Below are 14082 nucleotides of genomic sequence, written 5' to 3'. Positions count from 1 at the left end.
ATCTCACAAGCGCCAAAAAACCCAAGGCGAACCCGAAAAACCCCAACACTGGCTCTGTAGCAGACGACCCGTATAATGTTCAGGTCGCCACTTAACTTAATGGCTCTAACGGATTGAATATGACTGAACAGCAACCTGTTGCAGTTCTGGGAGGCGGCAGCTTCGGTACCGCCGTGGCGAACCTGCTGGCCGAAAATGGCGTGCCAGTGCGCCAATGGATGCGCGACCCCGAGCAAGCCGAAGCCATGCGCGTCAACCGCGAAAACCCACGCTACCTCAAGGGCATCCGCCTGCATGACGGCGTCGAGCCGGTCAACGACCTGCTGGCGACCTTGCAGGCCAGCGACCTGATCTTCGTCGCCCTGCCGTCGAGTGCCCTGCGCAGCGTGCTGGCGCCCCACGCCGAGCTGCTGCGCGGCAAGGGCCTGGTCAGCCTGACCAAGGGCATCGAAGCACAGAGCTTCAAGCTGATGAGCCAGATCCTCGAAGAAATCGCCCCCGAAGCCCGCATCGGGGTGCTGTCGGGCCCCAACCTGGCCCGTGAGATCGCCGAGCACGCGCTGACCGCCACGGTGGTCGCCAGCGAGGACGAAAAGCTCTGCCAGCAGGTGCAGGCCGTGCTGCATGGGCGTACCTTCCGTGTCTACGCCAGTAGCGACCGCTTTGGCGTCGAGCTGGGTGGGGCGCTGAAGAACGTCTACGCCATCATCGCCGGCATGGCGGTGGCGCTGGGCATGGGCGAGAACACCAAGAGCATGCTGATTACCCGAGCCCTGGCCGAGATGACCCGCTTTGCCGTCAGCCAGGGTGCCAACCCCATGACCTTCCTCGGCCTGGCCGGGGTGGGTGACCTGATCGTCACCTGCTCCTCGCCCAAGAGCCGCAACTACCAGGTGGGCTATGCGCTGGGCCAGGGCCTCAGCCTGGAGCAGGCCGTCAACCGCCTGGGCGAAGTGGCCGAAGGGGTCAATACGCTCAAGGTGCTCAAGGCCAAGGCCCAGGAAGTGCAGGTGTACATGCCGCTGGTGGCGGGCCTGCATGCGATCCTGTTCGAAGGCCGCACGCTGAACCAGGTGATCGAGCACCTGATGCGCGCCGAGCCGAAGACCGATGTCGATTTCATTTCCATCAGCGGTTTCAACTGAACCGCACGAAGCAAGGAGCGAAACATGAACGATACCCCGGAGCGCGCCCAGCGCGAGTCGATCATCCTGCGGGTGCTGTGGATGCTGGTCTTCCTGGTGGTCTGGCAACTGGCCGAGATCCTCCTTGGCGGCCTGGTGCTGGTGCAGTTGATCTATCGCCTGGTGTACGGCGCGCCAAGCGCCAGCCTGATGAATTTCGGCGACAGCCTGAGCCAGTACCTGGCGCAGATCGGCCGATTCGGCAGCTTCCACAGCGACCAGAAACCCTGGCCGTTCGCCGACTGGCCGACGCCGCGCGCCCCCGAAGGCGAGGCGCCGCATGCCGTCGCCCCTGCGCCGCACCCGGTGCGTGACGAGGAGCCCAAGCTGTGAAGCTGTGGGTATTGCGCCACGGCGAAGCGGAGCCTCGGGCCAGCAGCGATGCCGAACGCCGGCTGACCGCCCATGGCCGCGAGCAGGTGCTGCACAGCGCAGCTCGCCTGCTGGGCCAGCCGTTGCAGGCGATCCTCGCCAGCCCCTATGTACGCGCCCAGCAGACGGCGGCGCTGGTGCATGACACCCTGGGCTTCGCCGAGCCGGTGCGCACTGTGCCGTGGCTGACGCCTGAGAGTGACGTGCAGCAGGTGATCGGCGAAATCGAGCGCCTGGGCCTGGAGCATGTGTTGCTGGTCAGTCATCAGCCGTTGGTGGGGACATTGGTCGGCGCGCTGGAGCATGGCCATCAACAGCGGCCGGCGGGCATGAGCACTGCCAGCCTGGCCGAGCTGGAAGGGGACTGGCCGCTGGCTGGCTTGATGACCCTGCGGGCAATCAACTCCCCGGCTTGAGCCGCCGGGGCCGCTTTGCGCCCCTTTGGCGACACAAGGCCGCTCCCACAAGTATCGTGCTGCTTTCCGGGCCAGCGCTGTACCGGTGGGCGCGGCATGACCTGATAGCCCTCGCCGATGACCTTTCCGGACGTTGCCGAACTGCCCGGCGATACCGACAATGGGCCATCATTTGCCATCCGGATGTGGCGCCATGTCGCAGCAGATCTTCTTCGCCCATGCCAACGGTTTCCCCTCGGCCACCTACGGCAAGCTGTTCGCGGCGCTGGCACCGGACTACCAGGTGCAGCACCTGGCCCAGCACGGGCACGATCCACGCTTTCCGGTGGACGACAACTGGCAGGGCCTGGTCGATGAGTTGCTGCATCACCTGGCCCGGCAGGACCAGCCGGTATGGGGTGTCGGCCATTCATTGGGCGGTGTGCTGCACCTGCATGCGGCCCTGCGCCGCCCGGAGTACTACCGCGGGGTGGTGATGCTCGACTCGCCAGTACTCACCCGCGCCGACCAGTGGCTGCTGCGCACTGCCAAGCGCTTCGGCTTCATCGACCGTATCACCCCGGCTGGCCGCACCTTGGGACGCCGCGAAACCTTCGGTGACCGTAACAGCGCCCGCGCTTATTTTGCCGGCAAGTCGCTGTTTCGCCATTTCGACCCCGACTGCCTGGATGCGTATGTCGAGCATGGCCTGCAGGCGATGCCGCAAGGGCTGCAACTGCGCTTCGACGTCGCCACCGAAATCAGCATCTACCGTAGCATTCCGCATACCAGCCCTGCGCCTGCGCGGCACTTGCAGGTGCCACTGGCCATGGTCCGCGGCGAGCGCAGCAAGGTCATTCGCCGCCACCATGCGCTGGCTGTACGCGGCATGCCCAAGGGCGAATACCACAGCGTGCCGGGCGGGCACATGTTCCCACTGGAGCGGCCGACCGACACCGCCAGCCTGATCAAGGGCCTGTTCGACCGCTGGAGCCAGGCATGAGCACGCAGGTCGAGGAAGTACGCCTGAGCCTGGGCCATATCGAACTGGCGGCGCACCTGTTCGGTCCTGCCGACGGGCTACCGGTGATCGCCCTGCATGGCTGGCTGGACAATGCCAACAGCTTCGCCCGCCTGGCACCGCGCTTGAAAGGCCTGCGCATCGTTGCCCTGGACCTGGCCGGGCACGGCTACTCCGAGCACCGGCCGCCCGGCGCCGGCTATGCCCTGGCCGATTACGCCCATGACGTGCTGCGGGTGGCCGGGCAACTGGGCTGGCAACGTTTCGCCCTGCTGGGCCATTCGCTGGGGGCAATCATTTCGGTACAACTGGCTGGCGCGTTGCCGGAGCGGGTGAGCCACCTGGCTTTGATCGATGGCGTGATCCCCCCGACCGGTGCCGAGCAGGACGCCGCCGAGCGCCTGGGCATGGCCCTGCAGGCCCAACTGCGCCTGGACGACAAGCGCAAGTCGGTGTACACGACGCTCGAGCAGGGGGTAGAGGCGCGCATGAAGGGCATGGTCGCGGTCAGTCGCGAGGCAGCCGAGCTGCTGGCCCAGCGCGGCCTGATGCCGGTGCCGGGTGGCTACAGCTGGCGCAGCGACAGCCGCCTGACCCTGCCATCGCCGCTGCGCCTGAGTGAAACCCAGGCCATGGCCCATGTGCGCCGGGTAAGCTGTCCGGCGTGCCTGGTGGTGGCGGCCGACGGCATGCTGGCACGCCACACCGCGTTGCTGCAGCAGCTACCCTTTGAACAGGTGAAGCTGCCCGGTGGCCATCACCTGCACCTGAACGATGAGCAGGGCGCAGCGCTTGTCGCAGACTGTTTCAATCGCTTCTTTGGCTTTGCTTGACTTGCAACGGACAACTGTCGAGGCTTGGCGGGTTGAACAGGGAGACAACCATGCAATTGCCAGACATCCTGGAGCTTCACCTCGGCGCTGAGCGCCGCCTGGGTCGCCGATGAGCGCGCCTGTTGCCATTCGGTTTGCCTTTGCGGCCTGCCTGGTGATCGCCAGCCCCGTGTCATGGGGCAGCAGCTTGCCGGTACCGGTGGACGCCAAGGTGGTCGACCAACGCCCGGCCGTGGAGCAGGAACGCGTCTACCCGCTGGGCCCGCTACGCAAGATCAGCGGCCGCCTGCGGGTCGAGAACAAGGTCGAAAGCCGCGGCCAGGTCAGCTCGGTCACCTATGAGCTGCCAGTCGAGCGCACCGCCCGCGAAGCGTTCACCAGCGCGCGCGAAACGCTGCAGCGCGAGGGTGGCTACCCGCTGTTCTGGTGCCAGGGCCGCGATTGCGGCGAAGCCAGCCTGTGGGCCAACGATGTATTCGGCAATGCCCGCCTCAACGGTGGCGACGAGCAACAGGCGTTCATCCTGTTGCGCCGCTCGGCGCAGCAGGCCGACACCCTGGTCGCGCTGTACAGCGTTACCCGTGGCAACCGCCGCGCCTACCTGCATGTGGAAGAGTTCGTCGCCGGCAGCCCGCTGGGCGTACTGCTGCCAACTGCCGCCACGGTGCTGCGGGAAATGCGCGACACCGGCAAGCTCGACTACCCGGACCTCGCGGCGCCGCAAGACACCTGGGCAGACCTGCTGGCGCGCAGCCTCAACCTCGACAGCACCCTGCGTGCCAGCCTCAGTGGCCCGCAGGCCGAAGCCTGGCGCGAGGCGCTGGTCAAGGCGGGGGTGCGCAATAGCCGCCTCGAGGTCGGTAGCGCGCCTGGCGAAGGCCTGCACCTTGAACTGATCCGTTGAACGAGCCCGCCATGCTTAACAATGACCGCCTGTTGATCCAGATTCTGCTGCTGGCACTGCTGGGTGCCGGCCTTTGGGTGATGGCACCGTTCATTTCGGCGCTGTTGTGGGGGGCCATCCTGGCCTTTGCCAGCTGGCCGCTGATGCGCTTTCTCACCCGCGTGCTGGGCGGGCGCGAAACCCTGGCCGCCAGCCTGCTCACCAGCGCCTGGATCCTGATCGTGGCCCTGCCGCTGGTGTGGCTGGGGTTCAACCTGGCCGACCACATTCGCGATGCCACGGCGTTTGTCCGTGACGTGCAGGTCGATGGCCTGCCCGATGCCCCGGCCTGGCTGGGGGGCATCCCGTTGGTGGGCGAACGCCTGGTCAGCTGGTGGCAGTCGCTGGACCAGCAGGGCGCGGCCTTGCTGGCTTCGATCAAGCCGCACCTGGGGCAGGTGGGTAACTGGTTGCTGGCGCGCAGTGCGCAGATCGGCAGCGGCGTGCTGGAGCTGACCCTGAGCCTGGTCTTCGTGTTCTTCTTCTATCGCGACGGCCCGCGGTTGTCGGCGTTCGTCCTGCGCTTGCTGCACCGCCTGGTGGGCGAGCGCGGCGAGTACTACCTGGAGCTGGTCGCCGGCACGGTGCAGCGGGTGGTCAACGGTGTGATCGGCACGGCTGCGGCGCAGGCCGTGCTGGCCTTGATCGGCTTCCTGATTGCCGGTGTCCCCGGTGCCATCGTGCTGGGCCTGGTGACCTTCATGCTCAGCCTGATCCCCATGGGGCCACCCTTGGCCTGGATCCCGGCCACGGCCTGGCTGGTGTGGAAAGGCGAGTATGGCATGGCGGTGTTCCTGGGCATCTGGGGCACCTTCGTCATCAGTGGCGTGGACAACGTGCTCAAGCCGTACCTGATCAGCCGTGGCGGCAACCTGCCGCTGGTGATCGTGCTGCTGGGGGTGTTTGGCGGCTTGCTCGCCTTTGGCTTCATCGGGTTGTTCATCGGGCCTACCTTGCTGGCCGTGGGGTATAGCCTGTTGCTGGACTGGAGCCGGAATTCGGGGCCGGTGCAGTCTTAGGCTCTGTACGAAAAGTCTTGAGACGCAGGTCAGGCAAGGCGAAAACAGCCGAGGAAGCGGAGTGTACTGGAGTACATGAGCATTCCGAGGCTGTTTTCAACGCAGCATGAACAAGTATCAAGGCTTTTCGTACAGAGCCTAGTTCGCCCTTGAGGTGTTTGTCGCCCGTGAGGGGGAGCGCCGCCCGCGCGGCGCATCGCGGATAAATCCGCTCCTACAAAAATCAGGTCGGTGCAGGCAACACATGACTTGATCTTTACGCATTCTTTATCCTGATCGCGGCCCCTCGATCTCGCCCCTTTACGCCCCTCCCTCGGACAATTCCCCCAAAGCGGCCCAAGCCGCACCACGGGGAGAACCACACATGAACGTGCTCGACGGGCTGTCACTGCTGCTGGCAGTGGCATTGGCGTTTTATCTGCTGGTGGCGCTGCTGCGCGCCGATCGCAGCTAGGGAGCGGCCATGCACAGTTACGATTTCGCCTTGCTCCTGGCTTTTTTCGCCATCGTGCTGCTACCGGCACCCTGGCTCGGGCGGTTCTATTACAAGGTCATGGAGGGCCAGCGGACCTGGCTGTCACCGGTGCTCGGCCCGGTCGAGCAGGCCTGCTACCGGCTGGCGGGAGTGCGCAGCAGCCAGGAACAGACCTGGCGGCAGTACAGCCTGGCCCTGCTGGCCTTCAACCTGGCCGGGTTCCTGCTGCTGTTCACCGTGTTGCTGCTGCAGGGTTACCTGCCTCTCAACCCGCAGCACCTGCCCGGCCAGGAATGGTCGCTGGCGTTCAACACCGCCGTCAGCTTCGTCACCAACACCAACTGGCAGGCCTACAGCGGTGAGGCGTCGGTCAGCTACCTGAGCCAGATGCTCGGCCTGACCGTGCAGAACTTCGTCAGCGCCGCCACCGGCCTGGCTGTGCTGGTTGCCCTGTGCCGTGGCATCGCCCGGCGCAGCGCGACGACGCTGGGCAACTTCTGGGTCGACATGACCCGTGCCACCCTCTATGGCCTGCTGCCGCTGTGCCTGCTGCTGGCATTGCTGCTGGTGTGGCAGGGTGTGCCGCAGACCCTGGCCGATTACGCCCACGCCGTCACCCTGCAAGGCAGCGAACAGACCATCCCGCTGGGCCCGGCCGCCAGCCAGATCGCCATCAAGCAACTGGGTACCAACGGCGGTGGCTTCTTCGGCGTCAACTCGGCGCACCCGTTCGAGAACCCCACGGCCTGGAGCAACCTGTTCGAGGTGGCGTCGATCATCCTCATTCCGGCGGCGCTGGTGTTCACCTTTGGCCACTACGTGAAGGACCTGCGTCAGAGCCGCGCCATCCTCGCCTGCATGCTGGCCCTGTTCCTGATCGGCGGCAGCACGGCGTTGTGGTCCGAGTATCAGCCCAACCCGGCCCTGGACAGTGCGCAGGTCCAGCACAGCGCGCCGCTGGAGGGCAAGGAAAGCCGCTTCGGCACCACCGGTTCGGTGCTGTGGACGGTGACCACCACCGCCGCCTCCAACGGTTCGGTCAACGCCATGCACGACAGCCTCAACCCCCTTACCGGGATGGTGGCGATGGTCAACATGATGGTCGGCGAGGTGATCTTCGGCGGCGTTGGTGCAGGGCTGTACGGCATGCTGCTGTTCGTGTTGATCGCGGTGTTCCTGGCGGGGCTGATGATTGGCCGTACCCCGGAATACCTGGGCAAGAAGCTGCAGGCCCGCGAGGTGCAACTGCTGGTGGCGACCCTGCTGGTGATGCCGGTCGGCGTGCTGGTGCTCGGTGCCATCGCCGCCAGCCTGCCTGGCCCGGCGGCTGCGGTGAGCAACCCCGGTGCGCATGGTTTCAGCCAGTTGCTGTACGCCTACACCTCGGGTGCCGCCAACAACGGCTCGGCCTTTGCCGGCTTCGGTGCCGGCACGGTGTTCCACAACCTGATGATCGGCCTGGCCATGCTCATCGGCCGCTTTGGCTACATCCTGCCGGTGCTGGCCCTGGCCGGCAGCCTGGCGGCGAAGAAAAGCGCGCCCCTGGGGCTGAACAGCTTCCCCACCCATGGCCCGCTGTTCACCGGCCTGCTGCTGGTGACCATCCTGCTGGTCGGCGGCTTGACCTTCCTGCCGGCCCTAGCCCTTGGGCCAATCGCCGAACACCTGAGCCTGGGTTTTTGAGGATCGACCATGAACATGCCCATTCCTGAAGTACAAACCCGCCACAGCGCCAAGGACCAGACCCGCTTCGCCGCGCTGTGGCGCCCGGCGCTGGTGCAGGCATTCGTCAAGCTCGACCCGCGTCAGCTCAAGCGCTCGCCGGTGATGCTGGTGGTCGCCCTGACGGCGTTGCTGACCACCGTCCTGTGCGCCGTGCCTGGCAGCGGCGTCAGCACCGGGGTGGCCGTGCAGATTGCCCTGTGGCTGTGGTTCACGGTGTTGTTCGCCAACTTCGCCGAAGCCCTGGCCGAAGGCCGTGGCAAGGCCCGCGCCGATAGCCTCAAGGCTGGTAGCCAGGGCCTGACCGCTCAACGGCGCAAGCGCGACGGCAGCTACGAAACCGTCGCGGCCAGCGCGCTGCGCAAGGACGATGTGGTGCGGGTGGTAGCTGGCGAGATGATCCCCGGTGATGGCGAGGTGCTCGAAGGTATCGCTGCGGTCAACGAGGCCGCCATTACCGGCGAGTCGGCGCCAGTGATCCGCGAGTCCGGTGGCGACCGCTCGGCAGTGACCGGCAATACCCGGCTGGTCTCCGACTGGCTGTTGATCCGGATCACCAGCAACCCGGGCGAATCGACCCTCGACCGCATGATTGCCCTGGTCGAAGGCGCCAAGCGGCAGAAGACCCCGAACGAGATCGCCCTCGACATCCTGCTGATCGGCCTGACCCTGATCTTCCTGATCGTGGTGGTGACCTTGCAGCCGTTCGCCCACTTCGCCGGTGGCAGCCTGCCGCTGATCTTCCTCGCCGCGTTGCTGGTGACGCTGATCCCCACCACCATCGGCGGCCTGTTGTCGGCCATCGGCATCGCCGGCATGGACCGGCTGGTGCGGCTGAACGTGATTGCCCGCTCCGGGCGTGCAGTGGAAGCGGCCGGTGACGTGCACACGCTGATGCTCGACAAGACCGGCACCATCACCTTCGGCAACCGCCGCTGCAGCGCGCTGCATGCCGCCCCGGGCGTCACCGCCCGTGAGCTGGGGGAGGGCGCCTTGCTGGCGTCGCTGGCCGACGACACCGCCGAGGGCAAGTCGATCGTCGAGTACCTGCGCCAACTGCATGACTTCATCGAACCGGCTGCCGGGCAATTCGAGGCCGTGGCGTTCAGCGCCGAGACGCGCCTGTCGGGCATCGACTTCCAGCAGCACCGCTACCGCAAGGGCGCCGTCGATGCCGTGCTGGCCTTCGTCGGCATGCAACGCCTGGAAATGCCACCAGCGCTGGCCCGTGAAGTGGAGCGCATCGCCCAGAGCGGTGGCACGCCGTTGCTGGTGTGCCTGGACAAGCGCCTGCTCGGCGTGATCCACCTCAAGGACGTGGTCAAGCCCGGTATTCGCGAGCGCTTCGCCGAGCTGCGCAAGCTCGGCATCCGCACGGTGATGGTGACCGGCGACAACCCGCTGACCGCTGCCGCCATTGCCGCCGAGGCCGGCGTGGATGACGTGCTGGCCGAGGCCACGCCGGAGAAGAAGCTGGCCCGTATCCGCCAGGAGCAGAACGATGGCCGCCTGGTGGCCATGTGCGGCGACGGCGCCAACGACGCCCCGGCACTGGCCCAGGCTGACGTGGGCATGGCCATGAACGACGGCACCCAGGCCGCGCGCGAGGCGGCCAACATGGTCGACCTGGACAGCGACCCGACCAAGCTGCTGGATGTGGTCCAGGTCGGCAAGGAGCTGCTGGTCACCCGCGGTGCGTTGACCACCTTTTCCATCGCCAACGACGTGGCCAAGTACTTCGCCATCCTGCCGGCGCTGTTCGCTGCCATCTACCCGCAGCTGGGCGTGCTCAACCTGATGCACCTGGCCAGCCCGCAGAGCGCGATCCTGTCGGCCATCGTGTTCAACGCGCTGATCATCATCGTGCTGATCCCGCTGGCGCTGCGCGGCGTACGGGTGCAGGCCGCCAGTGCCGCGCACCTGCTGCGGCGCAACCTGCTGATCTACGGCCTGGGCGGCATTGTCGTGCCGTTTGCCGGGATCAAGCTGATCGATCTGCTGCTCACTGCTTTGCACCTGGTCTGAGGAGGCCGCCATGAATGCTTATGTCCGCCCGGCGTTGAGCCTGGCCTTGTTGATGACCCTGCTGACGGGCGCGCTGTATCCCCTGGCGGTGACCGGCATTGCCCAGCTGGCATTCCCCAGCCAGGCCAACGGTAGCCTGGTACGCGATGACCAGGGCCAGGTGCGCGGTTCGGCGCTGATCGCCCAGGATTTCCAGGGTGATGGCTGGTTCCATTCGCGCCCTTCGGCGGGTGCCTTCGCCACCGTGGCCAGCAGTGCAAGCAACCTGTCGCCGAGCAACCCGGCGCTGGCCGAGCGGGTCAAGGGTGATGCGGCAGCGCAGTATCAGGCGCAGCAGGGCGCGGTGCCTCTGGCGCTGCTGACCACTTCGGGCAGTGGCCTCGACCCGCACCTGCCACCGGAAGCCGTGGCCTACCAGATCCCACGGGTGGCGGCGGCGCGGCAACTGCCGGTAGAGCGCTTGCAAGGCTTGCTCGAAGAGGCCACCCTGCAGCCATTGGTTGGCCCGCCGGTGGTCAATGTGCTGGCGTTGAACCAGGCCCTCGAGCAGCTGCGCAACTGATAAAGCGCAACCCACATCCCGGTAGGAGCGGCCTTGTGTCGCGAAGGGCCGCAAAGCGGCCCCAGGATTGCAGATGGACAGATTGCCTGGGGCTGCTATGCAGCCCTTTCGCGACACAAGGCCGCGCCAGCAAGCACGTGCGAAGCAAGGCCCTTGGTAAAGGATGAAAGATGAGTGACTCCACCCGCGCAGACGCGCTGTTGGCTACCCTCGCACAAACCGGCCGGGGCCGGCTGAAGGTGTTCCTCGGCGCCGCCCCCGGCGTCGGCAAGACCTTCGCCATGCTCCAGGCCGCCCACGCCCAGCAACGCCAGGGCGTGCAGGTAGTGGCCGGGGTGGTCGAAACCCACGGCCGCGCCGAAACCGAGGCGCTGCTCGGTGGCCTGCAGCAGCAGCCGCTGCTGCGTAGCCAGTATCGCGGCGTCACCCTCGAGGAAATGGACCTGGATGGCTTGCTGAAGGCCGCGCCAGCCCTGGTGCTGGTCGACGAACTGGCGCACACCAACGCGCCCGGCAGTCGCCACGCCAAGCGCTGGCAGGACGTTCAGGAGCTGCTGGCTGCCGGCATCAACGTGTACACCACGGTCAACGTCCAGCACCTGGAAAGCCTTAACGACAAGGTCCGCGACATCACCGGCGTGCAGGTGCGCGAAACCCTGCCGGACTGGGTGCTGCAGGAAGCCTTCGAACTGGTGCTGATCGACCTGCCACCGCGTGAACTGCTCGAGCGCCTGCGCGAAGGCAAGGTGTACGTGCCCGAGCAGGCGCGCGCCGCCATCGACGCGTTCTTCTCGCAAACCAACCTCACCGCCCTGCGTGAGCTGGCCATGCAGACTGCCGCTGCGCAGGTGGATGCCGACCTGGCGCATGGCTATCGGCAACGCGGGCAGGAGGCTCCGGCGCTGCGCGGGCGCCTGCTGGTGGGGGTGGATGGCGACGACCAGGCCGAACGCCTGGTGCGCCATGCCAGCCGGGTGGCGCAGCGCCGCCACCTGCCGTGGAGCCTGGTGCACGTGGACAACGGCCGCCTGCGCGACGAAACCGCGCGGCAGCGCCTGCTGGCGGCCCAGCAACTGGCCGAGCGCCTGGGTGGGGAAGTGGTGCTGTTGCGCGCCGGCGAAGTGGCGGGCACATTGATCCAGCATGCCGCCGAGCGGCGCGCCAGCCTGGTGCTGGTCGGGCAGTCGCGCAACCGCCTGCGCCGGCGCCTGTTCGGTGCCGGCGTGGCCGCGCGCCTGCTGCGCGAAAGCCACGGCCTGGAAATCAACGTGCTCGACCGTGACGTGCAGCCGCAGGCGCCGCGTCTGGCGGTGCGGCAGGTGTGGGTCTGGCGCCATTACCTGCTGGCATTGCTGGCGACCATCCTGGCGGCGGGCCTGGCCTGGGCGGTGTCGAGCGTGCTGGCGCTGCCCAATATCTCGCTGGTATTCCTCGCCGCCGTGTTGCTGGTGGCGGTGCGCAGCAGCCTCGGGCCCGCCCTGGCCTGTGCCGCGCTGTCGTTCCTGACCTACGACTTCCTGTTCATCCCGCCCAACTTCTCGTTCACCATCCAGCGCGAAGAAGACGTGCTGACCTTGCTGTTCTTCCTGCTGATGGCCGCGCTCACCGGCAACCTGGCCGCGCGCCAGCGCCGCCAGTTGCAGGCGCTGCGCGAGACCCAGGCGCAGACCAGCCAGCTGCTCGACCTGTCGCGCCGGCTGACGGTGGCCACCGACCGCCAGGCGGTGCTCAACGCTGCCGCGCAGTACCTGGATGGCTGGCAGGATGCGCAGGTATGCCTGCTGGAGCGCAATGCCGAAGGCCAGCTGCAGGTGGCCACTGGCATCGCCCATGCCTTCAGCGACAACGAACGCGCTGCGGCCGAATGGGCCTGGCAGCATGGCCAGGCCGCCGGCCATGGCAGCGATACCCTGCCCAATGGCCGCTGGTGGTGGTGGCCGCTGGCGGTGGATGAACAGCCCCTGGCCTTGCTCGGCGTGCGTTCACGTTCCGGCCAGCCGCTCAGCGATCCGCGCCGGCGCTTGTTGACTGCCCTGGGCCAGCCGCTGGCCCAGGCCCTGGCCCGCGCGCGCCTGGCCGAACAGCTGGAGGCCGCACGCCTGCATGGCGAAACCGAGCAACTGCGCAGCGCCTTGCTCGCCTCGGTGTCGCACGACCTGCGTACCCCGTTGACGGCCATGCGCGGCAGCATCGACAGCCTGCTGGCATTGGGCGAGGCGATTCCGCTCGCAGACCGTCGCGAACTGTTGGAGGGCACCCGCAATGAGGCGGAGCGCCTCGACCGCTATATCCAGAACCTGCTGGACATGACCCGCCTGGGCCATGGCGGCCTCAAGCTGGCCCGTGACTGGGTGGCCCCGGCCGACATCGTCGGCAGCGCGCTCAACCGCCTGCGCGTGGTGCTGGCACCGTTGCGCGTGCACACCGATGTGCCGGCCGAGTTGCCGTTGCTGTTCGTGCATGCGGCGCTGATCGAACAGGCGCTGGTCAATGTGCTGGAAAATGCCGCGCGCTTCTCGCCCGCCAACGGCCGGCTGGAACTGCAGGTGGCGGTGCGCGAGGCCCAGTTATGCTTCGCTGTCAGCGACCAGGGCCCGGGCATTCCGGTAGCCGACCGCGACAAGATCTTCGACATGTTCTATACCGCGGCCCGCGGCGACCGTGGCGGGCAGGGCACCGGCCTGGGCCTGGCCATCTGCCAGGGCATGATCGGCGCCCACGGTGGCCAGATCGAGGTTGGCGAAGGCATCGATGGCCAGGGCACCTGCATCACTCTATGCTTGCCGCTGCCCCCTCAACCTGAAGCCGAAAGCGAAACCCCATGAGTCACTCCGCTACCCTCCTGGTCATCGACGATGAACCGCAGATCCGCAAGTTCCTGCGCATCAGCCTGGCCTCGCAAGGCTACAAGGTGCTCGAGGCTGCGACCGGCAGCGAAGGGCTGGCCCAGGCGGCGCTGGGCAAACCCGACCTGGTGGTGCTCGACCTCGGCCTGCCGGACATGGACGGCCAGCAGGTGCTGCGTGAACTGCGGGAGTGGAGTGCGGTGCCGGTGCTGGTGTTGTCGGTGCGTGCCAGCGAAGTGCAGAAGGTCGATGCGCTGGATGGCGGCGCCAACGACTATGTGACCAAGCCGTTTGGTATTCAGGAATTCCTCGCCCGGGTGCGTGCCTTGCTGCGCCAGGTGCCGCAGGCCGGCGGCTCGGAAATCGCCGCCAGCTTCGGGCCGCTGACCGTGGATTTTGCCTTTCGCCGGGTGACCCTGAACGGGGTAGAGGTAGCATTGACGCGCAAGGAATATGCGCTGCTGGCACAACTGGCCGGGCACCCGGGGCGGGTGATTACCCAGCAGCAGCTGCTCAAGGATATCTGGGGGCCGACCCATGTGGATGACACCCATTACCTGCGGATCGTGGTGGGGCATTTACGGCAGAAACTGGGCGATGATCCCACCGCGCCACGGTTCATCATCACCGAGGCGGGGGTCGGGTACAGGTTGGTAGCGCCAACCGCCTGACCGTGGGAAAAGCG

13 protein-coding genes are annotated in these 14082 nt (G+C 66.8%); all 13 read left to right on the top strand.

The features are described 5' to 3' along the window. The first annotated feature begins 119 nt into the window (after positions 1-119). The 13 genes from HG549_RS17265 (at position 120) to HG549_RS17205 (ending at position 14068) form a co-directional block, all read left to right on the top strand. Positions 120-1145: an NAD(P)H-dependent glycerol-3-phosphate dehydrogenase gene (locus tag HG549_RS17265; protein WP_170030823.1), complete on the top strand. Its 1026-nt coding sequence runs from the start codon at positions 120-122 to the stop codon at positions 1143-1145. Positions 1146-1169: 24 nt separating this feature from the next. Beyond that, positions 1170-1517 carry a DUF4389 domain-containing protein gene (locus tag HG549_RS17260; protein ID WP_170030821.1) on the top strand — a complete coding sequence of 116 codons (348 nt, stop codon included), beginning with the start codon at positions 1170-1172 and terminating at the stop codon, positions 1515-1517. Beyond that, on the top strand, positions 1514-1972 hold the full coding sequence (gene sixA, locus HG549_RS17255) for a phosphohistidine phosphatase SixA (protein WP_170030819.1): 459 nt from the start codon (positions 1514-1516) through the stop codon (positions 1970-1972). Before HG549_RS17260 ends, sixA begins: the two co-directional genes overlap by 4 nt. Positions 1973-2165: 193 nt before the next feature. Further along, positions 2166-2954, top strand: a complete 789-nt coding sequence (locus HG549_RS17250; RefSeq protein WP_170030817.1) for an alpha/beta fold hydrolase — start codon at positions 2166-2168, stop codon at positions 2952-2954. After that, positions 2951-3805 carry an alpha/beta hydrolase gene (locus HG549_RS17245; protein ID WP_170030815.1) on the top strand — a complete coding sequence of 285 codons (855 nt, stop codon included), beginning with the start codon at positions 2951-2953 and terminating at the stop codon, positions 3803-3805. The genes HG549_RS17250 and HG549_RS17245 overlap by 4 nt, the downstream gene beginning before the upstream one ends. A gap of 109 nt (positions 3806-3914) precedes the next feature. Further along, positions 3915-4709 (top strand): DUF4892 domain-containing protein, encoded by a 795-nt coding sequence (locus tag HG549_RS17240; protein WP_170030813.1) that lies wholly within the window; start codon positions 3915-3917, stop codon positions 4707-4709. An 11-nt stretch (positions 4710-4720) separates the two neighbouring features. Beyond that, positions 4721-5767, top strand: a complete 1047-nt coding sequence (locus tag HG549_RS17235; protein WP_170030811.1) for an AI-2E family transporter — start codon at positions 4721-4723, stop codon at positions 5765-5767. A gap of 364 nt (positions 5768-6131) precedes the next feature. Next, positions 6132-6221 carry a K(+)-transporting ATPase subunit F gene (gene kdpF / locus HG549_RS17230; RefSeq protein ID WP_170030809.1) on the top strand — a complete coding sequence of 30 codons (90 nt, stop codon included), beginning with the start codon at positions 6132-6134 and terminating at the stop codon, positions 6219-6221. Positions 6222-6230: 9 nt separating this feature from the next. Next, on the top strand, positions 6231-7925 hold the full coding sequence (kdpA, locus tag HG549_RS17225) for a potassium-transporting ATPase subunit KdpA (RefSeq protein WP_170030807.1): 1695 nt from the start codon (positions 6231-6233) through the stop codon (positions 7923-7925). Between the two features lie 9 nt (positions 7926-7934). Continuing rightward, positions 7935-9989, top strand: coding sequence for a potassium-transporting ATPase subunit KdpB (gene kdpB / locus HG549_RS17220; RefSeq protein ID WP_170030805.1), 2055 nt, complete (start codon positions 7935-7937; stop codon positions 9987-9989). A 10-nt stretch (positions 9990-9999) separates the two neighbouring features. Then, positions 10000-10551, top strand: a complete 552-nt coding sequence (kdpC, locus tag HG549_RS17215; RefSeq protein ID WP_170030803.1) for a potassium-transporting ATPase subunit KdpC — start codon at positions 10000-10002, stop codon at positions 10549-10551. Between the two features lie 170 nt (positions 10552-10721). Beyond that, positions 10722-13376 carry a sensor histidine kinase KdpD gene (locus tag HG549_RS17210; protein WP_170030802.1) on the top strand — a complete coding sequence of 885 codons (2655 nt, stop codon included), beginning with the start codon at positions 10722-10724 and terminating at the stop codon, positions 13374-13376. Next, a complete protein-coding gene (locus tag HG549_RS17205) occupies positions 13373-14068 on the top strand; it encodes a response regulator (RefSeq protein ID WP_170030800.1) in 696 nt (231 codons plus the stop codon). The genes HG549_RS17210 and HG549_RS17205 overlap by 4 nt, the downstream gene beginning before the upstream one ends. Positions 14069-14082 lie beyond the last annotated feature (14 nt).

This window comes from Pseudomonas sp. SK, assembly GCF_012975065.1.
Lineage (GTDB): Bacteria > Pseudomonadota > Gammaproteobacteria > Pseudomonadales > Pseudomonadaceae > Aquipseudomonas > Aquipseudomonas anuradhapurensis.
The sequence above is the reverse complement of the archived record's forward strand: the minus strand, read 5'-3'. Positions and strand labels throughout refer to the sequence as shown.

Coding starts and splice junctions, on each gene's coding strand:
- HG549_RS17265 (WP_170030823.1), top strand. CDS start 120: ATGACTGAACAGCAACCTGTTGCAGTTCTGGGAGGCGGCAGCTTCGGT.
- HG549_RS17260 (WP_170030821.1), top strand. CDS start 1,170: ATGAACGATACCCCGGAGCGCGCCCAGCGCGAGTCGATCATCCTGCGG.
- HG549_RS17250 (WP_170030817.1), top strand. CDS start 2,166: ATGTCGCAGCAGATCTTCTTCGCCCATGCCAACGGTTTCCCCTCGGCC.
- HG549_RS17245 (WP_170030815.1), top strand. CDS start 2,951: ATGAGCACGCAGGTCGAGGAAGTACGCCTGAGCCTGGGCCATATCGAA.
- HG549_RS17240 (WP_170030813.1), top strand. CDS start 3,915: ATGAGCGCGCCTGTTGCCATTCGGTTTGCCTTTGCGGCCTGCCTGGTG.
- HG549_RS17235 (WP_170030811.1), top strand. CDS start 4,721: ATGCTTAACAATGACCGCCTGTTGATCCAGATTCTGCTGCTGGCACTG.
- kdpF (WP_170030809.1), top strand. CDS start 6,132: ATGAACGTGCTCGACGGGCTGTCACTGCTGCTGGCAGTGGCATTGGCG.
- kdpA (WP_170030807.1), top strand. CDS start 6,231: ATGCACAGTTACGATTTCGCCTTGCTCCTGGCTTTTTTCGCCATCGTG.
- kdpB (WP_170030805.1), top strand. CDS start 7,935: ATGAACATGCCCATTCCTGAAGTACAAACCCGCCACAGCGCCAAGGAC.
- kdpC (WP_170030803.1), top strand. CDS start 10,000: ATGAATGCTTATGTCCGCCCGGCGTTGAGCCTGGCCTTGTTGATGACC.
- HG549_RS17210 (WP_170030802.1), top strand. CDS start 10,722: ATGAGTGACTCCACCCGCGCAGACGCGCTGTTGGCTACCCTCGCACAA.
- HG549_RS17205 (WP_170030800.1), top strand. CDS start 13,373: ATGAGTCACTCCGCTACCCTCCTGGTCATCGACGATGAACCGCAGATC.